Source organism: Pseudoalteromonas piscicida (assembly GCF_002744175.1).
Classification (GTDB): Bacteria; Pseudomonadota; Gammaproteobacteria; order Enterobacterales; family Alteromonadaceae; genus Pseudoalteromonas; species Pseudoalteromonas piscicida_B.
Genome location: NZ_NKHF01000074.1, coordinates 12341 through 29519 on the forward strand (window position 1 = coordinate 12341; position 17179 = coordinate 29519).

Annotated in this window: 13 protein-coding genes; 8 read left to right on the top strand and 5 right to left on the bottom strand. The window is 43.1% G+C overall.

The features are described 5' to 3' along the window. Positions 1-55: 55 nt before the first annotated feature. Positions 56-3355 (top strand): methyl-accepting chemotaxis protein, encoded by a 3300-nt coding sequence (locus CEX98_RS15885; RefSeq protein ID WP_099643012.1) that lies wholly within the window; start codon positions 56-58, stop codon positions 3353-3355. 411 nt (positions 3356-3766) lie between these two features. Here the strand turns inward: CEX98_RS15885 and CEX98_RS15890 are convergent, their stop codons facing one another. Both CEX98_RS15890 and CEX98_RS15895 read right to left on the bottom strand, forming a co-directional pair. After that, entirely contained in the window at positions 3767-4555 is a 789-nt protein-coding gene (locus tag CEX98_RS15890; RefSeq protein WP_099643013.1) for an amidohydrolase, read from the bottom strand. Next, positions 4543-5682 carry a methionine aminotransferase gene (locus CEX98_RS15895; protein ID WP_099643014.1) on the bottom strand — a complete coding sequence of 380 codons (1140 nt, stop codon included), beginning with the start codon at positions 5680-5682 and terminating at the stop codon, positions 4543-4545. Before CEX98_RS15895 ends, CEX98_RS15890 begins: the two co-directional genes overlap by 13 nt. A gap of 102 nt (positions 5683-5784) precedes the next feature. On the opposite strand from CEX98_RS15895, the gene CEX98_RS15900 reads away from it, so the two are divergent. The 3 genes from CEX98_RS15900 to CEX98_RS15910 are packed head-to-tail and all read left to right on the top strand — an operon-like array spanning position 5785 to position 7621. Further along, the gene (locus CEX98_RS15900; RefSeq protein ID WP_099643015.1) at positions 5785-6399 is read left to right on the top strand and encodes a methylthioribulose 1-phosphate dehydratase; all 615 of its coding nucleotides are present in this window, start codon (positions 5785-5787) and stop codon (positions 6397-6399) included. Next, positions 6396-7082 carry an acireductone synthase gene (gene mtnC, locus CEX98_RS15905; protein WP_099643016.1) on the top strand — a complete coding sequence of 229 codons (687 nt, stop codon included), beginning with the start codon at positions 6396-6398 and terminating at the stop codon, positions 7080-7082. Before CEX98_RS15900 ends, mtnC begins: the two co-directional genes overlap by 4 nt. Then, a complete protein-coding gene (locus tag CEX98_RS15910) occupies positions 7079-7621 on the top strand; it encodes a 1,2-dihydroxy-3-keto-5-methylthiopentene dioxygenase (RefSeq protein ID WP_099643017.1) in 543 nt (180 codons plus the stop codon). The genes mtnC and CEX98_RS15910 overlap by 4 nt, the downstream gene beginning before the upstream one ends. A gap of 238 nt (positions 7622-7859) precedes the next feature. Here the strand turns inward: CEX98_RS15910 and CEX98_RS15915 are convergent, their stop codons facing one another. Both CEX98_RS15915 and mtnA read right to left on the bottom strand, forming a co-directional pair. Further along, positions 7860-9803, bottom strand: a complete 1944-nt coding sequence (locus CEX98_RS15915) for an alpha/beta hydrolase family protein (RefSeq protein ID WP_099643018.1) — start codon at positions 9801-9803, stop codon at positions 7860-7862. A gap of 61 nt (positions 9804-9864) precedes the next feature. Continuing rightward, entirely contained in the window at positions 9865-10896 is a 1032-nt protein-coding gene (mtnA, locus tag CEX98_RS15920; RefSeq protein ID WP_099643019.1) for an S-methyl-5-thioribose-1-phosphate isomerase, read from the bottom strand. 120 nt (positions 10897-11016) lie between these two features. On the opposite strand from mtnA, the gene mtnK reads away from it, so the two are divergent. Further along, the gene (gene mtnK / locus CEX98_RS15925; RefSeq protein ID WP_099643020.1) at positions 11017-12219 is read left to right on the top strand and encodes an S-methyl-5-thioribose kinase; all 1203 of its coding nucleotides are present in this window, start codon (positions 11017-11019) and stop codon (positions 12217-12219) included. Positions 12220-12506: 287 nt separating this feature from the next. On the opposite strand, the gene CEX98_RS15935 is transcribed toward mtnK, so the two are convergent. Continuing rightward, positions 12507-14291, bottom strand: a complete 1785-nt coding sequence (locus CEX98_RS15935; RefSeq protein ID WP_099643021.1) for a DUF885 domain-containing protein — start codon at positions 14289-14291, stop codon at positions 12507-12509. A 388-nt stretch (positions 14292-14679) separates the two neighbouring features. Between CEX98_RS15935 and CEX98_RS15940 the strand changes: the two genes are divergently transcribed. From CEX98_RS15940 to CEX98_RS15950, 3 genes are all read left to right on the top strand, one after another. Further along, on the top strand, positions 14680-15681 hold the full coding sequence (locus CEX98_RS15940) for a GGDEF domain-containing protein (protein ID WP_099643022.1): 1002 nt from the start codon (positions 14680-14682) through the stop codon (positions 15679-15681). 118 nt (positions 15682-15799) lie between these two features. Further along, a complete protein-coding gene (ubiE, locus tag CEX98_RS15945) occupies positions 15800-16555 on the top strand; it encodes a bifunctional demethylmenaquinone methyltransferase/2-methoxy-6-polyprenyl-1,4-benzoquinol methylase UbiE (RefSeq protein ID WP_099643023.1) in 756 nt (251 codons plus the stop codon). Between the two features lie 8 nt (positions 16556-16563). Then, a complete protein-coding gene (locus CEX98_RS15950) occupies positions 16564-17178 on the top strand; it encodes a ubiquinone biosynthesis accessory factor UbiJ (RefSeq protein ID WP_099643024.1) in 615 nt (204 codons plus the stop codon). Position 17179 lies beyond the last annotated feature (1 nt).

Below are 17179 nucleotides of genomic sequence, written 5' to 3' on the forward strand. Positions count from 1 at the left end.
ACCAATACTGTTCTATGCTGTTATAGGTACTTCTATCACAACAGGGAATTAGGTTATGTCTGGGTTTTCGCAATTCTTTCGATCGCTTAATCTAACAAAGAAGCTGGTTTTTGCTTTTCTTGTCGTCGCACTTGTGCCTTTGATTGTGATTATTTCAATCGCACTGAATACGGCCTCAACCGCCATGACAGCTCAAGTATATTCTCAGCTTGGCGCAGTCAGTGAGATCAAAAAAAGTGCTGTTTCTCGCTACTTTGAAACCATTGAAGATAAACTCAACGCCTTTACCGCAAACCCACTTATTCCGGTAATTGCGCAAGAGTTCGTAACCAGCTTTTCGGCAACACAAAGCGAACTCAATAATGCACAACTTACTCGTTTTTACGACGAGGTTTTTGTGCCCAAGTTTAATCAAGAAAACCCAGCCGATACCTCAACTGCTGCACTGGTCAATAATATTTCACCAGCGGGATTGGCACTTCAGACCCGTTATCTTGCGGGAAACCCATACCCAGTAGGGGAAAAATACAAGTTTGTAGAAACGGGTCATCTAGATAATTACGATTTAGCTCATCGAAGCTATCATCCATATTTGTTAAGTATGGCTGATATTAATGAATTTTATGACATCTTCATTATCGACCCCAGCAACGGCAATATCGTGTACTCGGTATTCAAGGAGGTAGATTTTGCAACTTCCTTAGAGTCAGGACCATATGCAAATAGTAACTTGGCCGCTCTTTATCGTGAATTAAAAAGCGTGACTGACCCCACAGTGAGCGCTTTTGCCGACTATGAGCAATACCTACCATCCTACAACGCACCAGCAAGCTTTATAGCAAAACCTATTATTGTGAATGGAGAAACCGTTGCAATTGTAGCCGCTCAGTTATCCATCGATGCGATTAACAGCATCATGACCGAAAGAGAAGGCTTAGGTGAAAGTGGCGAGACTTACTTGGTTGGCCCTGAGGGGTTAATGCGCTCAGATTCATTTTTGGATCCAAAGCATCACTCAGTGGCAAATTCATTTAAGTACCCGGAGCGTGGAAAAGTCGCAACCGTTGCGGTCTCGCAAGCACTTAATAACCAATCTGGGCAGCAGGTGATTAAAGACTATAACGGTGAAGAAGTGCTTTCAGCTTTCACTCCTGTTGAGGTGTTTAATACCCGCTGGGCACTACTTGCTGAGATCGACGAAGCTGAAGCTTTTGCTTCTATTACTGCACTATCTCGGTATCTTATGATTATTTTGGCGGTGACCATTGTCTTGGTGTTGATCGCCGCCTATTGGTTCTCCAAAACACTAACCAAACCTGTTCGTGAGTTGGTTGACACCATGAAAGCTGTCGAGCAGGAAGGCAACTTTTCGCTGCGCGCCCCTATTCGCAGCACGGATGAAATAGGTGATAGCGCACAAGCTTTCAATTCTTTACTAGATGCGTTGCAACTGTCCATTACCGAGGCGAATAGAGTGATGAATCAGATGGCTGCAGGCAAGTTCGACGACCGAATTAAAGTCCCTTGTCGCGGTGAGTTAGAAACGTTGAAAGAAGCGACAAACCATTGTGCCAATACGTTGAGCAGAGCAATCTCTGAACTTAATGAGATCTCTATTGATATGGCAAATGGTCAATTTGACACAAAACTCAGCGCTCCAATGTCTGGAGATTTAGAAAAGCTCAAACACAATATTAATGACTCGCTGTCGTCTATCAACTCTACGATGAATGGCATTGTCCATGTAATGACAAACATTGAGCAAGGCAATTTCAAAGAGCAGGTGAGCGTGCCAGCTAAAGGAAAACTTGCTCAGTTGAAAGACGCAGTGAATAACTCAGTACAAGGGTTAAGCTGTGCAATTGATGGTATTAGCAATATTATGTCGGCCCTTCGCCAAGGTGACTTCTCTGCGCAACTCGATGCACCGCTTGCTGGTCAACTAGATACACTCAAACAAGATATCAACTCCAGTATGGCAAACCTTGACCGGGTCATGAAAGAAATAGGTATGGTCATGACGAGTGTCAGCAAAGGCGACTTTAAACAGCAAGTTGATGTTGCTACCACGGGTCAACTAGCACAACTGAAAGACAGTATTAATGCCTCAGTTACAGCCGTAGATATTGCCATTTCAGAAATTTCTACCGTAATGATGGCAATCAGCCATGGCCGCTTTGACCGCACCATACAATCTCCCATGTCGGGGCAATTAGACAACCTCAAGGGCGATATTAACCGCTCAGTTGAGAACCTCAATCAAGTGATTGAAGAACTGGGAAGTGTGATGGGTGCGATGTCCGAAGGTGACTTTAGTCAACAAATCGAATTACCACTACAGGGCCAATTGCAGCAGCTTAAAGACGATGTTAATGATTCTACACAGCAAGTTTCTGAAGCGATTTCTGAAGTCAGTAGTGTGCTGGCCAATGTTGCAAAAGGGGATCTGAGTAATAAAGTAAATGGTGAGTACTTTGGTGTATTTAAATCACTACAGCATGACACCAATACCACTATACAAAAGCTCACCAGCGTGATTGAAGGGATCCAAGCAGCTGCCAACTACGTCGCTCAAAGTGCAGGAGAGATCGCCGCCAGCAATACCGAGATCAGTCAACGTACAGAAGAGCAAGCTGCAAACTTAGAAGAGGCCAGTGCCAGTACTGGCAATATGTTAGACGAGCTGACTAAAGTATCAAATCAGTCTGGCGATGCCGTAGGCCTAGCTAAAAATGCAGAGAGTATCGCCAAAGAAGGCGGTAGCCTCTCTGCCCAAACCGTCGCCGCAATTAATGAAGTAAATAAAGCGAGTAAAGACATCAATGAAATTGTTTCTGTCATTGATGGGCTGGCATTTCAAACTAACTTATTAGCATTAAATGCTGCGGTAGAAGCTGCTCGCGCGGGAGAAAATGGTCGCGGTTTTGCCGTGGTTGCTAACGAAGTAAGAGAATTAGCAGGGCGAAGTGCTGCATCGGCTAAACAGATAAAAGAGATTATCGCCAACAGTAACCAAAAGGTGGAGCAAGGCACCGAACTTGCGAATGATTCCGGCGAGAAGCTTGAGCAAATTGTCGGAGCGGTTAGTGATGTCAGTAACAATATTATCAAGATCAATGAATCTACCTCGATGCAACAACAAGCCATTAAGGAAGTCGACTTAGTGGTACAAAGACTCACAGATCTTATTCAAGAGAATTCAGCCATCACTGAAGAAACAATGGCCGCAGCAAGGCAAATGGCTGAACAAGCCCATGAAATGCGAGCGCAACTCAGTTATTTTTGTCTCTCAAACAATGATTACGATACCGTAGATTCTGAAGGTGAATTACTTATACATCAATATAATGCATAGCCATAAAGTCAAGTTGAGTCTGGTCAATCTTGGTTAGGAATAGAAAAGGTTAATTACACCTAATAATTGGGATTTATCATGGATGGTTTTCTATCAAGTGAAAATCATCCATGCTCAGTTATAACTTTACAAACCACAAAACAGCGGAATAATAAAAACCAACGATTTTTTCATATCTTAATGAAAAAGCGTAGTTTGATATATTATGGGTTAATTAACCTTAATTCGGGATAAGAAGTGAGTTGATCAACGAAAATACCTAAGCTCAAAAACGAAATACCACTCTAGCCAGAAGTTATTTCTTAATACAAGGCAAATTTGTGCGTCAATAGTAGGCCTATTGTAAGCAAATTTAACGCCGTAGTAAGGGATAACAGCTGCTAAAGAACAAGTTGTTATCCCGAGTTCAAGTTAATTATACTGGTTGACTTCTTTGAGCTCGAACTTATCCATATCTAATGCCGTAGGAAACTGCTTTCGATATTGCTCCAGCCCGCTTTTTTCCAGCTTAACTGATATTGTAGATGAAGCGTTGTCTGGGGCGGCATGGATAAGCTCACCTTTATAATCCAGTGCAACCGTACCACCACTGTGCTCAGTTCCGTAACCATCTCGCCCTACTCGATTAACCCCAAGAACATAGCTTTGATTTTCAATCGCGCGAGCTTTAAGTAACGTATCCCAATGGCTTCTGCGTGCTGCTGGCCAATTGGCAATATTGATCATCACATCATAATCATTGCAATTGCGTTGGAATACTGGAAACCTTAAGTCGTAGCAAATTTGAGGTAAGATGCTAAACCCTTTGATGGTAAATATTTCTCGGCGCTCACCTGCAACTATGTACTCGCCCTCTTTCCCCAAGCAAAATAAGTGGCGCTTGTCATAGTGCAATACCTGTCCGTCGGGTTGGCACCAAATCATACGGTTTGCTTTTTTTCCTTGATGTGGCACTAACACACTACCCGCCACGACTGCTTGAAAACGCTTCGCACAATGCTTCACAAACTCAATAGCAGCATCGGCATCGTGCTCCACTTCTGGCTCTTTCACTGCAAAGCCAGTTGCAAACGTTTCTGGCAGCAAAATTAAGTCGCTTGGCTCAGTATTTTCAAGTAACTGCTCAATATGTGCAAAATTGGCCTCAGGAGAGAGCCACTGAATATCCATCTGGATAAGGGTAACCGTTAAAGTTGACATAAGCGTTTCGCAGCCTCTTCTAGTGTCTGGTTTTCCTTAGCAAAGCATAATCTAATGACTTTGTCTTGAGTCGCTTGCTGATAAAAAACGCTGAGCGGTACAGCAGCTACCCCAACCTGCTCGACTAAATAACGGCAAAAAGCAACATCGTCTAAATCAGAAATATCACTATAATCAAGCAGCAAAAAATACGTACCTTCACTTGGCAACAAAGTAAATCGACTTGATGCTAATGCAGAAACTAAAACATCACGCTTTTGTTGATAAAACGCGCTTAACTCATCAACATGCTGAGGCTGCTCAGCAAGCATATCCGCTAACGCGAGTTGCGCTGGGGTAAAACTTGAAAAGGTCACATACTGATGGATCTTTCTAAACTCAGCCGTCATTGTCTTTGGTGCTACACAGTAGCCCATTTTCCAGCCAGTACTATGAAAAGTTTTGCCAAAACTAGAGATCACAAAGGCACGTTCAAACAACTCTGGGTCGGTTAATGCACTCAAATGAGGTAAACCATCAAAGGTAATATGCTCGTATACTTCGTCACTGATCAGTAATAGATCATACTTGTGCAACAGTTGTTTTAAGTGGTCAAAATCTGACTGCTTTAGTGTTTTCGCCGACGGGTTATGCGGTGTGTTAATAATGATGGCACGAGTCTTTGCAGTAATACTTGCCGCAACTTGCTGCCAGTCAATTTGATAATCAGGTGCGCTCAGCGCTATGTGGATCGCTTTTCCACCTGCCAATTCAATGGCAGGCTCATAAGAGTCATAGGCGGGGTCAAACACAATGACCTCATCCCCATCTGATACGATTGCTTGAATAGCCACAAAGAGTGCTTCGGTTGCACCCGAAGTAACCGTGACCTGATCGTGCGCAGTAATATTTACTTGATAGCGACGCTCAATTAACGCCGCCACTTGCGTTTGCAGTGTTGGCACTCCAGCAGAAGGAGCATACTGATTCTGACCTTGCGCCACATAAAAGCTCAGCTGCGACTTTAGGTATTCCGGCGCATCAAATTCAGGAAAACCCTGCGATAAGTTGATTGCACCATATTCGTTTGCCAATGCTGTCATTTGGCTAAATATACTGATCCCAACATGAGGTAATTTACTTTTCACTGCAACACTCTCTTTCTTATGGTGCTAATCGTGAGTGGATGCTATCATTGCTTAAAATAGATGTATAGCCGTCCATACGCATTTAATTTATAGGTGTCAATTATGCACACACAAGCCGCAAAACACGCGCTTATTGAAGCAGGAGCTTGGGTTGCTCAGCAAGGCTGGGTGCCAGCGACTGGTGGTAATTTCTCTATCAAAACAGACTCTGGCTTCGTTGTCACGGCCAGCGGCTTCGATAAAGGAAAATTAACACCTGAACAATTTTTAGAATTAGACGCTACCGGCACTATTGTAGCAGGCAATGGTAAGCCTTCCGCTGAAACCGCATTGCACTTAACATTATACCAATTATGCGCAGATGCAGGATGTATATTACACACCCATTCTGTCGCCGCGACAGTATTATCACGATTTATTCAAGGCGAGCAATTTCAGATCAGCGGCTATGAAATGCAAAAATCATTGTCTGGAATTCAATCCCATGAAGAAACTTTATCAATTGCTATTTTTGATAACGATCAGGATATAAACCGCTTGGCCCGCCGCGTGGCCCAGCATCATCAAACGACACCGATTAAATATGGTGTATTAATCAGAGGTCATGGGTTATACGCGGTGGGTCAAACCGTACAAGAAACTCGTCGTCATATTGAAGGCTTAGAGTTTTTGTTTGCCTGCGAATTAGAACGGATCAAATTGGAGGGGCGCCAGTGATCAAAGCCATTTTAACAGATATCGAAGGAACTATTACCCGTATCTCATTTGTTAAAGAGATTCTATTCCCGTATGCCGCGGCACGATTGCCACAATTTATTCTTGACCATCAGCATGATGATAGCGTTGCCGAGCAGATTGATGCGGTAAGAGAAGAGTTGAACAACCCTGAGGCAAGTATCGATGCGGTAATTGATGTGCTCCTTGAATGGATAGCAACAGACAAAAAGATTACACCACTGAAACAACTACAAGGTCTCGTCTGGCAGTTTGGCTACAAAAATGGCGATTTTACCGGCCATTTATACGAAGATGCCTACCAATTTTTAACACAGCAAAAAGCGGGTGGCCGCGACTTATATGTCTACTCGTCCGGTTCAGTAAAAGCGCAACAACTACTGTTTGCTTACTCAGACTATGGCGACATTCGCTCGCTATTTAGCGACTACTTTGATACGCGGATCGGTGCTAAACAGGAAGTATCTGCCTATCAAAATATTGTTACAGCCTTGCCTTACGAGGCAGAGCAAATCCTCTTTTTAAGCGATGTCGTCGCGGAGCTAGACGCGGCAAAAGCCGCGGGTATGAAAACCTTGCAGTTATTTAGAGATGCGCAAGCAATCTCACCTGAACATCCGGTTATATCAAGTTTTGATCATTTTGATGAAGGGGCACTTTTATGAGTCAATTGACTATTTATCAAGCACACAACTCAAAGCAAGCCTTACAACAAGAACAAGACGTTAAGGTGATTGCCGTCTTATTAGCGGAGCAAGGTGTGCGCTTCGAGCAGTGGCAAGCCACTACCGATATCAGTCCTGAAATGTCACAAGAAGATATTATCAGTGCTTATCAAGACGATATTGAGAGGCTAAAAGCACAGGGTGGTTATCAAACCGTAGACGTAATTTCACTCGCAAAGGGTAACCCCAATGCTTCAGAGCTGCGACAAAAGTTTCTTTTCGAGCATACCCATAGTGAGGATGAAGTCCGTTTTTTTGTCAAAGGACAGGGGTTATTTTGTCTACATTTACACGACAAGGTTTATCAGGTTTTATGTCAACAAGGCGACCTAATCTCTGTGCCAGAAAATACGCCTCACTGGTTTGACATGGGTAGCGACCCAGAATTTACGGCCATTCGCCTGTTCAATAATCAAGAGGGTTGGGTTGCGAAAAGTACGGGTTCTGAGATAGCAAAACAGTTTCCATTACTGGATTAAGTTTACCTTTTTATACCAAATGTATTAAGTAAATGAGTGATTTGAAGCGGGGAAATAGCTTTAGTAGCTAGGCAAAAATTTTGCGGTTTAGTTGTTCTAAATGAGAAACTTTTAACGACGCTAATATGCTATTTCATCCTTCAAATTGATTAGAGAATTAATTCAATTGGTATTGCACTTCAGTCATGCTAATAAAAAGCCAGCGCACAATGAACTGGCTTTTTATATTCTCCACAGACTATAGCTTTAAAGGCGCTTCTAAGAATGCTAACACTTTTTGGTAGTACTTCAAGCGATGCTCAGGCTTGTAAAATCCATGACCTTCATCTTCTAGTAAATAATACTCGTATGGTTTTTTCGCTTTTTTAAGCGCTTCAATTAAAGACTCAGCTTGTTCAATTGGCGCTCTTTCGTCCTCTCCACCATGTACAATAAGTACCGGCACAGAAAGTTTATCGGCGTTGTAACTCGGAGAAAACGCTTTTAACTGTTTTTCATCCGTCCCAAGCACACGCTCTAAATACGCCTGCCCAGAATCACGCTCTGCAACATCTCCTTCTTCAAACATTAAAGGGAGATCGTATACTCCAACCACACCAACAGCACATTGGTATAGTTCAGGTTCAAGAATTGCGCTTTGCAATGCTGAGTAGCCACCAAAACTCGCTCCCATAATGCAAATACGTTTCTTATCAGCAATACCTTTGGATATCAAATGCTTGGTGCCATCAATGATATCGTACTGGATTTCTTGTCCCCACTTTTTATAACCGAGTTCTTCAAACCTGTCTCCATAACCACCTGAGCCCCTGAAGTTAACTTGTAGTACCGCTACACCTCGACTTGCCAACATTTGTACATCAGGATCAAACTGCCAATAGTCTCTAGGTCCGTGTGGCCCACCATGAGGCATAACGACTAAAGGAAGATCTTTTTGCTCCTTACCCAATGGAGTCGTCAAATATCCGTGTATGGATAATCCATCTCGGCTAGTAAAGACAATAGGCTCCATGGCGGACATTTTGTTCGGCTCAATCCAGCTTTTGCTTGCAGCTATATATGAAAGTTGGTTCTTTTTACTATCGTATAAATAATACTTCCCAGGATTGATGTCGCTACCGGCAAAAACAATCACTTTACTTCCATCACGAGTACCACTCACAAGACGAATTTGGTTACCTGGAATAGAAGCAATCAACGATTTAAGTTGCTGGCTCCAGACTGAGTCTTGATCAACAAAAGCATAGGTGGGGTAGTCTGGATCTAGCTCAATAGCATAAGGAGTTTGATTAACAGGATCACGCCAAACCTTAGTTGGGTCGACCAGTTTATCTTGAAAGAAATGTTTTAGCTCACCAGTTTCCAGCGTCAACTGGTATAGAGCTCTTGGCTCTCCTGCTTTTGCAGCTGATAAGTAAGCCAACTTACCGGTATCATCAAACCCATGTAACCAAAAGTCATCCAGATCCCGCGATAAAGCAAGCTCATCCCAACTGTTCTCCTCTTTGTTTCTCAAAAAGACCGAAGAATCACCTTCGTCATCAATCGAAGCAACCGCTCTAACCTCTCCAAGTTTATCCGTTAAGAATCGACCCATTTTTTGCGGGGAAGCGGTGACTTTGCGTCGTACACCAGAGTTAACATTTACCTCATATACGACTGTGACAGGCTCTTTTGCGCCTGACCATGGATACGTCACAATTAACATCTTATCTTCATCATCCACCAAAGGATCGAGAATATAAGAAGTACCATAAAGCGGCGTTGCTTTTCTTAAGCGCGACCCCGTTTGGCTTTCTCCTTGATAGCCCACCAAGTATTTGCTTCGACTACCATCAACATTTACACCAAACAGTTCCCCATGATATTCAGGGTGATCTTTCCAACCGCGTATATATTCTTTTTCTAATACTACACGTTCATCGTTAACCCACTCATAGCGACCGACCTGCGCATTGCCATTAAACGCTACAGAGTGAATAAACTTAAAACCATCAAGCTGAATGAATCCAAGCGTATTTCTGCCTTCACGTTTAGTTAAAAAGCTTAGGTACTCTCCGCTAGGTGAGATTTTCACATCCGCAAATTCGCTTCCTTTGCTAAATGCTTCTAATGGTATTTGTTGTTTTGCAAATGCAGTATTAACCACCAGAAAAAGCATCAAGCTAATTATCTTTTTCATAATATTCTCCATCTATATTCTTTATACAGAATATCAAGATCCAATAGATTCTTACAGCAAATCAAGAATCGGGGTTAACAAAAAATACACCCTTTGCTACATCATCAGCTGTAAACAGCCCCGTATCCAACACCCAGCCTGTAATTAAGTTCGCAGGCGTCACGTCAAATGCAGGGTTGAAGACTTCCGCATTACTCGGTGCCCACTGACACTCACCAAAGCTACCACTCACTCCGGTAACTTCTGTTGGTGCACGCTGCTCAATCGGAATTGCAGCGCCATTAGGACAGGTTTTATCTAGTGTCGTGCTAGGTGCGACCACATAAAAAGGAATGTGGTGGAAATGAGCCAGCACAGCTAAGTTATAAGTGCCGACTTTATTGGCGAAGTCACCATTTGCTGCAATCCTATCTGCACCCACAAAAATTTTATCCACTTTACCAGCAGCCATTAAACTCGCAGCCATATTGTCACAGATCAGTGTGTACGGGATTTGCCACGTGTCTAACTCAAACGCGGTCAACCTACCACCTTGAAGTAGTGGTCTGGTTTCATCAACCCATACGTGGATATCACCATGTCGCTTGGCAGCATGGTGGATCACACCTAGTGCGGTGCCCACTCCAGCTGTCGCCAAAGCGCCGGTGTTGCAGTGAGTAAGTATATTATCTCCTGCACTTACCAGTTCAGCGCCAAAGGTCGCCATGCGATCACACAAGGCGGTATCTTCTTCAAATAATTGCTCTGCAGTTGCAATAATTCGTTGTGGCCAATCCTCATGTTTAAGCGCGCCGCGTAACCTCGCCATACAGTGCATTAAATTTACAGCGGTTGGGCGCGTTGCTTCAAGCTCATCTATCGAGCGGGCAATCGTAACTTTGTCTTCACCCTTCTCGGTGAGATAAGCAATTAGCAAGCTCGCCGCTAGCCCAATCAATGGAGCACCTCGAACTTTGAGCGTTAAAATTAACTCACTCATCGTCGCTACATCGTGGCACTCGTGCCATACCTGTTGGTGCGGTAGTAAATATTGATCTAAGACTTTTACTACGCCCGTTTCAAATTTTAGGCTGCGTGCTATTAAGGTTTTCATGACATCCCGCTCGTTCAACGTGTTCTATGGATATTTTACATCAAGATCTAAAGAAGTATAGACATCTAAACATTTAAAAATATAGAATGCCAACAGCTAATTTCCACAGGGTGCTGAAACATGTCGAGCTACATTGAATTTGATGCAGATAAAGTTATTGATTACATAACTAATTTAGGAAGCTTCTTTGAGAAAAATGCGACGTTAACGTGTTATGAGTTTGGTGATGGTAATCTGAACTTAGTCTTTCGAGTTCAAGATACTCAAAAAAATAGCGTCATCGTCAAGCAAGCGTTACCTTACGCTCGGTGTGTAGGTGAAAGCTGGCCACTCACGTTAGATAGGGCCAGAATCGAAGCCAATGTTTTGCAGCGCCATGGTAAAATTTGCCCAGACACCACTGCAAAGGTGTTGCATCACAACACGGAGCTGGCAGTAACTGTTTTAGAAGACCTCGGCCACCTGCGTATCCTACGCAGCGAACTAAACCAAGCCAATACCTTCTCTAAGCTCGCCGAAGACGTCGCTGATTACTTGGCAAAAACAAGCTTTTACCATTCAAGTTTTTACCTTACCCCAAGTGAGAAGAAAGCCCTAGTTATCGAGTTTACTAATCCAGAGCTTTGTGCAATCACTGAAGACTTATTCTTTGACGACCCGTATCGAAACGCAGAGCGCAACAACTTTTCAGCCGCCTTACAAGAAACAGTAGAAGCGTTAAGAAGCAATAAAAACTTGCTTGTTGCGGTCGCAAAGCTCAAAGCACAATTTTTAAATGCACCTGAAACTTTACTACATGGTGATGTACATACAGGCAGTATTTTCGTTGATGCAACACAGACTAAATTAATCGATCCTGAGTTTGGCTTTTTCGGACCTATTGGCTTTGATTTAGGCTCATTTATTGGCAATTTACTGCTAAATTACTGTGCTCAGCACGCTCGTATTGCTACGCCCCCGAAACGTCGCAATATGCAGGTGTATCTACTAGACTGCATTGCCACTACTCTATCTCGCTTTTATGCTACTTGGCTTGAATTAGCAAAGTCAGAGACTCAGGATCTCTCTTTACAAGCCGACGGCTATGCTGAGTATTTCCTCAAAAAGGTGCTACAAGACGCGATTGGATATTGCGGCTGTGAATTGATCCGCCGTACCATAGGACTAGCTCATGTTGCTGATATTGATGGTATCGAAGATGAAAGTGCGCGGTTAGCAGTACAAAAGCGGGCATTACAGTTAGGCGAGCAGCTAATCCTCAATGCCAGCAAATGCCAAACAACCGATGATGCGTATCAGTTGATCATTAGCTTTATAAACTAGGGCCTGTTGATCTTTCAAGTTTGTTTTTGCAGCAGTTTGATTGCCATTTATACAAGGCAAAGCCTGTGTAGCATAGATATTCTATGTGAGTGGCGATAAAGACTTTGTGCTCCCGCAAAGTCACCTTACCCCACATCCTTGTGGGGCAACACAGAAGAAATGCCAATCAATCGCTGCCCTTTGGGTTCCCCTGAGTGAGCTTCGGATAATTAACTTGTGTTCGAATAACAGAATAAAAAAGCCCAAAGTCACTGCTTTGGGCTTTTTTATTAAATGGACAGGCTCTATTACTGTGGAGCTTGATTCATTGTTGCTTCAATGTATTTGTCGATTTGCTCTTCTAAAACAAACAAAGGTACAGAGCCATGGCGCAAGATTTGGTGATGGAACTCGCGAATGTCGAACTGATCACCCAGTGTCTTTTCCGCTTTACGGCGTAAGCGTTTGATAGTCAGCTCACCAATTTTGTATGACAACGCTTGCCCCGGCCATGAAATATAGCGGTCGGTTTCTGTTTTCACATTGTGAAGTGACAGGGCCGTATTGTCTTTCATAAAGTTCATCGCTTTTTCACGGCTCCATCCGAACATATGCATGCCTGTATCAACCACTAAGCGAGCAGCACGCCACATTTCATATGTTAAGCGGCCAAAATCACTGTATGGGTCTTGATAAAAGCCCGCCTCGATCCCCAAAAATTCAGAATACAAGCCCCACCCTTCACCAAAAGCCGAAATATAGGCACTACGACGATAGTCAGGTAAGTAGTCTAGCTCCGCATTTAATGAGATCTGTAAGTGGTGTCCTGGCACGGCTTCATGTAATGTCAGCGCTTCTAAAACGTAAAGTGGGCGTTTATCCAGTGCATAGGTGTTAACCCAATAGTAACCAGCATCCGTATCACTGCGAGCTCCAGAGTAACGTCCCGTTGTATATTTAGGCGCAATGCTTGCAGGAACGGGAGCAACGCCGTATGGCTTTCTCGGCAATGTATGGAATAACTTTGGCAACTGCGCATCCATCTTTTTCGCTATGTAAGCAGCTTCTTTTAAAAGCGCTTCTGGGGTTTTAGCGTAAAACTGTGGATCCGTTCTTAAGAATTGTACAAACTCAGCAAAAGAGCCCTTAAAGCCAACTTCTTTAATGATTTTATCCATCTCACCACGGATCCGGGCCACTTCTTTTAACCCAAGTTCATGGATCTCTTTTGGTGTCATGTCCGTTGTCGTGTAATATTTCGCGCGGTTAGCGTAAAAAGCTTCACCATTTGGCGTGGACGAAATACCAATATCCGTTCTAGCTGCAGGTCGATACTCGTTGACGAAAAAGTCTAAATAGTCTTGATAAGCAGCAATAACTTCACGCTTTATAATTTTTTCGCCACGCTGCTGTAGCGCTTTGAATTCAGCCTCGGGTAGTCCCGCTTGGTTTTGTTTGAAAGGAGCATAAAATTCCGACTCAGTGATGTCCTCAACGATAAAAGCCTCAATAGAGCTTTCATAACCTGCGAGTACCGCTTTTGGTTGTGTTAAACCAATCGCCATCCCCTCTTTCATCCAATCAATATTTTGCTTGAAATAGCGCGGAACTTGCTGCAAACGTGCTAAATAGAGCTCGTAACCTGCCCGCTTTGTGAAGTCATGACCAGAAATCATAAAAGATAGCCCAGAATGAAAACCATACTCGGATGTCAATGGCATATAGTGGCTATGAAAACGATATTCATCTACGCCATTTTGCACTTGTGCGCGTAAAATAGTGAGGTTTATCTGATTTTCTTCGCTCAAAGAAGATCTATCAATGCTGTCTAGCTGGGCCAAAAATGCCAATCGCTGCTGATTTGTTTCGGCAAGCTTTTCTGCACTTAAGTTAGGTAGGAGGAATTCAGCCTTGAGATCACTGCGACCGTAAGCATTATTATCACCTCTAAACTGCATGATGCTGCTCGCTATCTGAGTAAACTCAGCATCATTATTATCAGCACCTGTAATAGCACAGCCTGTTAAGGCGATAGAAAGACAAAGAGCGACGCTTGAACGCTTGGTCCATAGCTTTAATTTTGGTGATAACACGCTAACTTCCTCGATACTTAATATAATTGCTCAATTCCCAGTAACAGTACGACATTAAAGTAGGCGGGTTACTGTTTTGAGCGTTTGTTATAGTGAAATGAATTTTTAGGTGTTCAAAGTAGGAGAGTCCAACAACAGATGCAACTTAAATCGATAGAATCACCAATAACTCAGATTGAATACAAAGTACTCAACCTAATAAAAATTGCTGATAAAATCAGCAAATCAACAAAAAAATGTAAATTTTCTATTTCAAAGACAAATTTTTTGCTTTTCAATTCGGGCGATACAGATTAATGTAGGTCTAGTGCAATTAGGACAAGAGTTACACCGATGGAATTGGTGGTAGTTCATTAACGTTTTATAATTAATTGTTGTGGTAAATGAAATGATGTTCCATGATCCCATGGCTGTTGCCCAAGAAAAAATGACACAGGTGTGCCTGTTTTTAGAGCAACATCATTTGCCGCCTACTCCCTTAAATTATCAGGTCGCGTACACTCATATTAGTGCAGCCAATCAAGATCTCGATAATGCCATTAATAAAGCCATAAAAAGCAATACCAAAATAGACTGCGTATTCGTTGAACAGCTCTATTATCAGTTCCTAGATCAAGGGCAAAAAACCCAATCCGAATTACTAGAAGGTGTTGATTCCTTGGTGACTGAGTTGCACGAAAACACTGAAAACTCTCAAAAACATGTGATTCGATTTGCTCAACAAGTAAGCCAATGCGTACATAATTTAGATGAACACAACATTCAAAAGAGTAAGCGCGCACTATCAACCCTTGCTAAACAAACCGAGCTATTGCTAAAACAGCACAAACAATTTAAACAAGCGTTAATAAAATCTCGACTTGATTACGAGCGTAACCAAGCACTACTGTTAACGTTGCGCAAACAACACATACTAGACCCCCAAACTGGACTTTATAAGCGCCATTATCTTCATCAAAAAGTGTCTTTGTGGCAATCACAGCAGAAATCAGTTTGTGCACTTTCAATACAAGTAGATAACCTTGATGAATTTTCAACACGGTTTGGTGAAGTTGTGGGTGAGGTTGTACTTAATCGTATCGCCAATAACATTAAACGCTATGTTGTTGAAAGTGGCCTTCCAGGGCGTACCGGCAAAAAAGAATTTACCGTGATCCTTGCCGATGTAGATCTCGATACTGCCAGTGTTATCGCAGAAAAGGTGCGTAAAGGCGTTGAGCGATTAAAGTTTGTTAGTGCAAAAGGCAAAGTACCGCTACCCAATGTATCGCTTGCGCTCGGTATTGCTCAGCTTGCGCCAGAGCATGACTTCAATGCATTAGCCAAGCGCGCGAGTTTTGCGGCTCAAAAAGCCCACTCGTTAGGCCAACATTGCTATATCAGCCACTGATCGACTCCCTTCTACTTTTGTTTGTAATTTCAACAACACAACACGTATAAGAAATTGCGCCCACGGCTACCTATCAAGTACACTAGCGGTATAGTTGCAGTGTAATGATGGAACCCACATGAAAGAGTCACAAGACAATACAACCCATTTTGGATATAAAACAGTCGAGGCCGACAAAAAAGCCTCAATGGTCGCAGACGTATTCCATTCTGTAGCAGCAAAATACGACATTATGAACGATCTAATGTCTTTCGGTATTCATCGTTTATGGAAACGTCAAACCATCGCCTGTTCAGGCGTGCGTGCAGGTCACAAAGTACTAGATCTTGCAGGTGGAACCGGTGACTTAACAGCTAAATTCAGTGAACTTGTCGGTGATAAAGGCCAAGTCGTATTAGGTGACATCAATGACTCAATGCTGAAAGTGGGCCGTGAAAAGCTGCGCGATTTAGGCCGAGTTGGTAATATCGAATACGTGCAAATGAATGCTGAAATGCTGCCATTTGACGACAACACCTTTGATGTAATTACCATCGCGTTTGGTCTGCGTAACGTGACCGATAAAGAAAAAGCGTTACGCTCTATGTATCGTGTACTCAAGCCAGGTGGGCGTTTACTCGTATTAGAGTTCTCAAAAACAGATAACGAAGCGCTGGCAAAACTTTACGATATGTATTCATTTACACTGCTTCCAGCAATGGGCAAACTCGTTGCAAATGATAGTGAATCATACCGTTACCTTGCCGAATCCATTCGGATGCATCCAGATCAAGAAACACTTAAAGCAATGATGGATGACGCTGGATTTGAACAAACTGATTATCAGAACATGACAGGTGGCATCGTTGCCCTTCACCGTGGCTTCAAATTCTAGGAGTAGATGTGTTAGCTTCGTTACTTGGCGCCGTGGTCGAAACGGCTTTAAATAAAGGCCTGCAACTCTCAAATGAACTCGACAGTGCGCTGAGTAAAGGCCAACATAAAGTATTGAGCATCGAAATTCGCGATCTTCATACCCGCTTAGCCATTACCTACACTGGCATAAACATCCATGTGCTCTGTCCCTTTGATGGTATTGCGGATTGCTCCATTAGCGCCGATCTCGCGACCTTACTTGAACTGAAAGATCCAAGTCAGCTCACCGCCCTAATTAGACAAGACAAGCTTGATCTGGATGGTGACCTTGCCTTGGCACAACTATACAGTAATGCACTGGCAACCTTAGATATCGACTGGGCTGAACATCTTGCCAAATACTTAGGTGACGGCCCCGCCCAGATGGTTATTGATAGCTTGCGTAAGCTCGCTGGTCGTGCTCAACAAGATACTCAAGTTATTAAAAAGACGCTCACCGCACTGTTCCAAGATGAGTTGGAAGTCGCGCCTCACCCGCTTGAGTTTCAACATTTCAAACAACAAATTAGAGCCGTGAGTAGCCAAGCTGAAAGCTTAGAACAACGTATCAACTCATTACTTAAAAAAACCAAAGGAAACTAGC

Coding starts and splice junctions, on each gene's coding strand:
- CEX98_RS15885 (WP_099643012.1), top strand. CDS start 56: ATGTCTGGGTTTTCGCAATTCTTTCGATCGCTTAATCTAACAAAGAAG.
- CEX98_RS15915 (WP_099643018.1), bottom strand. CDS start 9,803: ATGAAAAAGATAATTAGCTTGATGCTTTTTCTGGTGGTTAATACTGCA.
- ubiE (WP_099643023.1), top strand. CDS start 15,800: ATGAAAGAGTCACAAGACAATACAACCCATTTTGGATATAAAACAGTC.
- mtnA (WP_099643019.1), bottom strand. CDS start 10,896: ATGAAAACCTTAATAGCACGCAGCCTAAAATTTGAAACGGGCGTAGTA.
- mtnK (WP_099643020.1), top strand. CDS start 11,017: ATGTCGAGCTACATTGAATTTGATGCAGATAAAGTTATTGATTACATA.
- CEX98_RS15890 (WP_099643013.1), bottom strand. CDS start 4,555: ATGTCAACTTTAACGGTTACCCTTATCCAGATGGATATTCAGTGGCTC.
- CEX98_RS15900 (WP_099643015.1), top strand. CDS start 5,785: ATGCACACACAAGCCGCAAAACACGCGCTTATTGAAGCAGGAGCTTGG.
- CEX98_RS15940 (WP_099643022.1), top strand. CDS start 14,680: ATGATGTTCCATGATCCCATGGCTGTTGCCCAAGAAAAAATGACACAG.
- CEX98_RS15910 (WP_099643017.1), top strand. CDS start 7,079: ATGAGTCAATTGACTATTTATCAAGCACACAACTCAAAGCAAGCCTTA.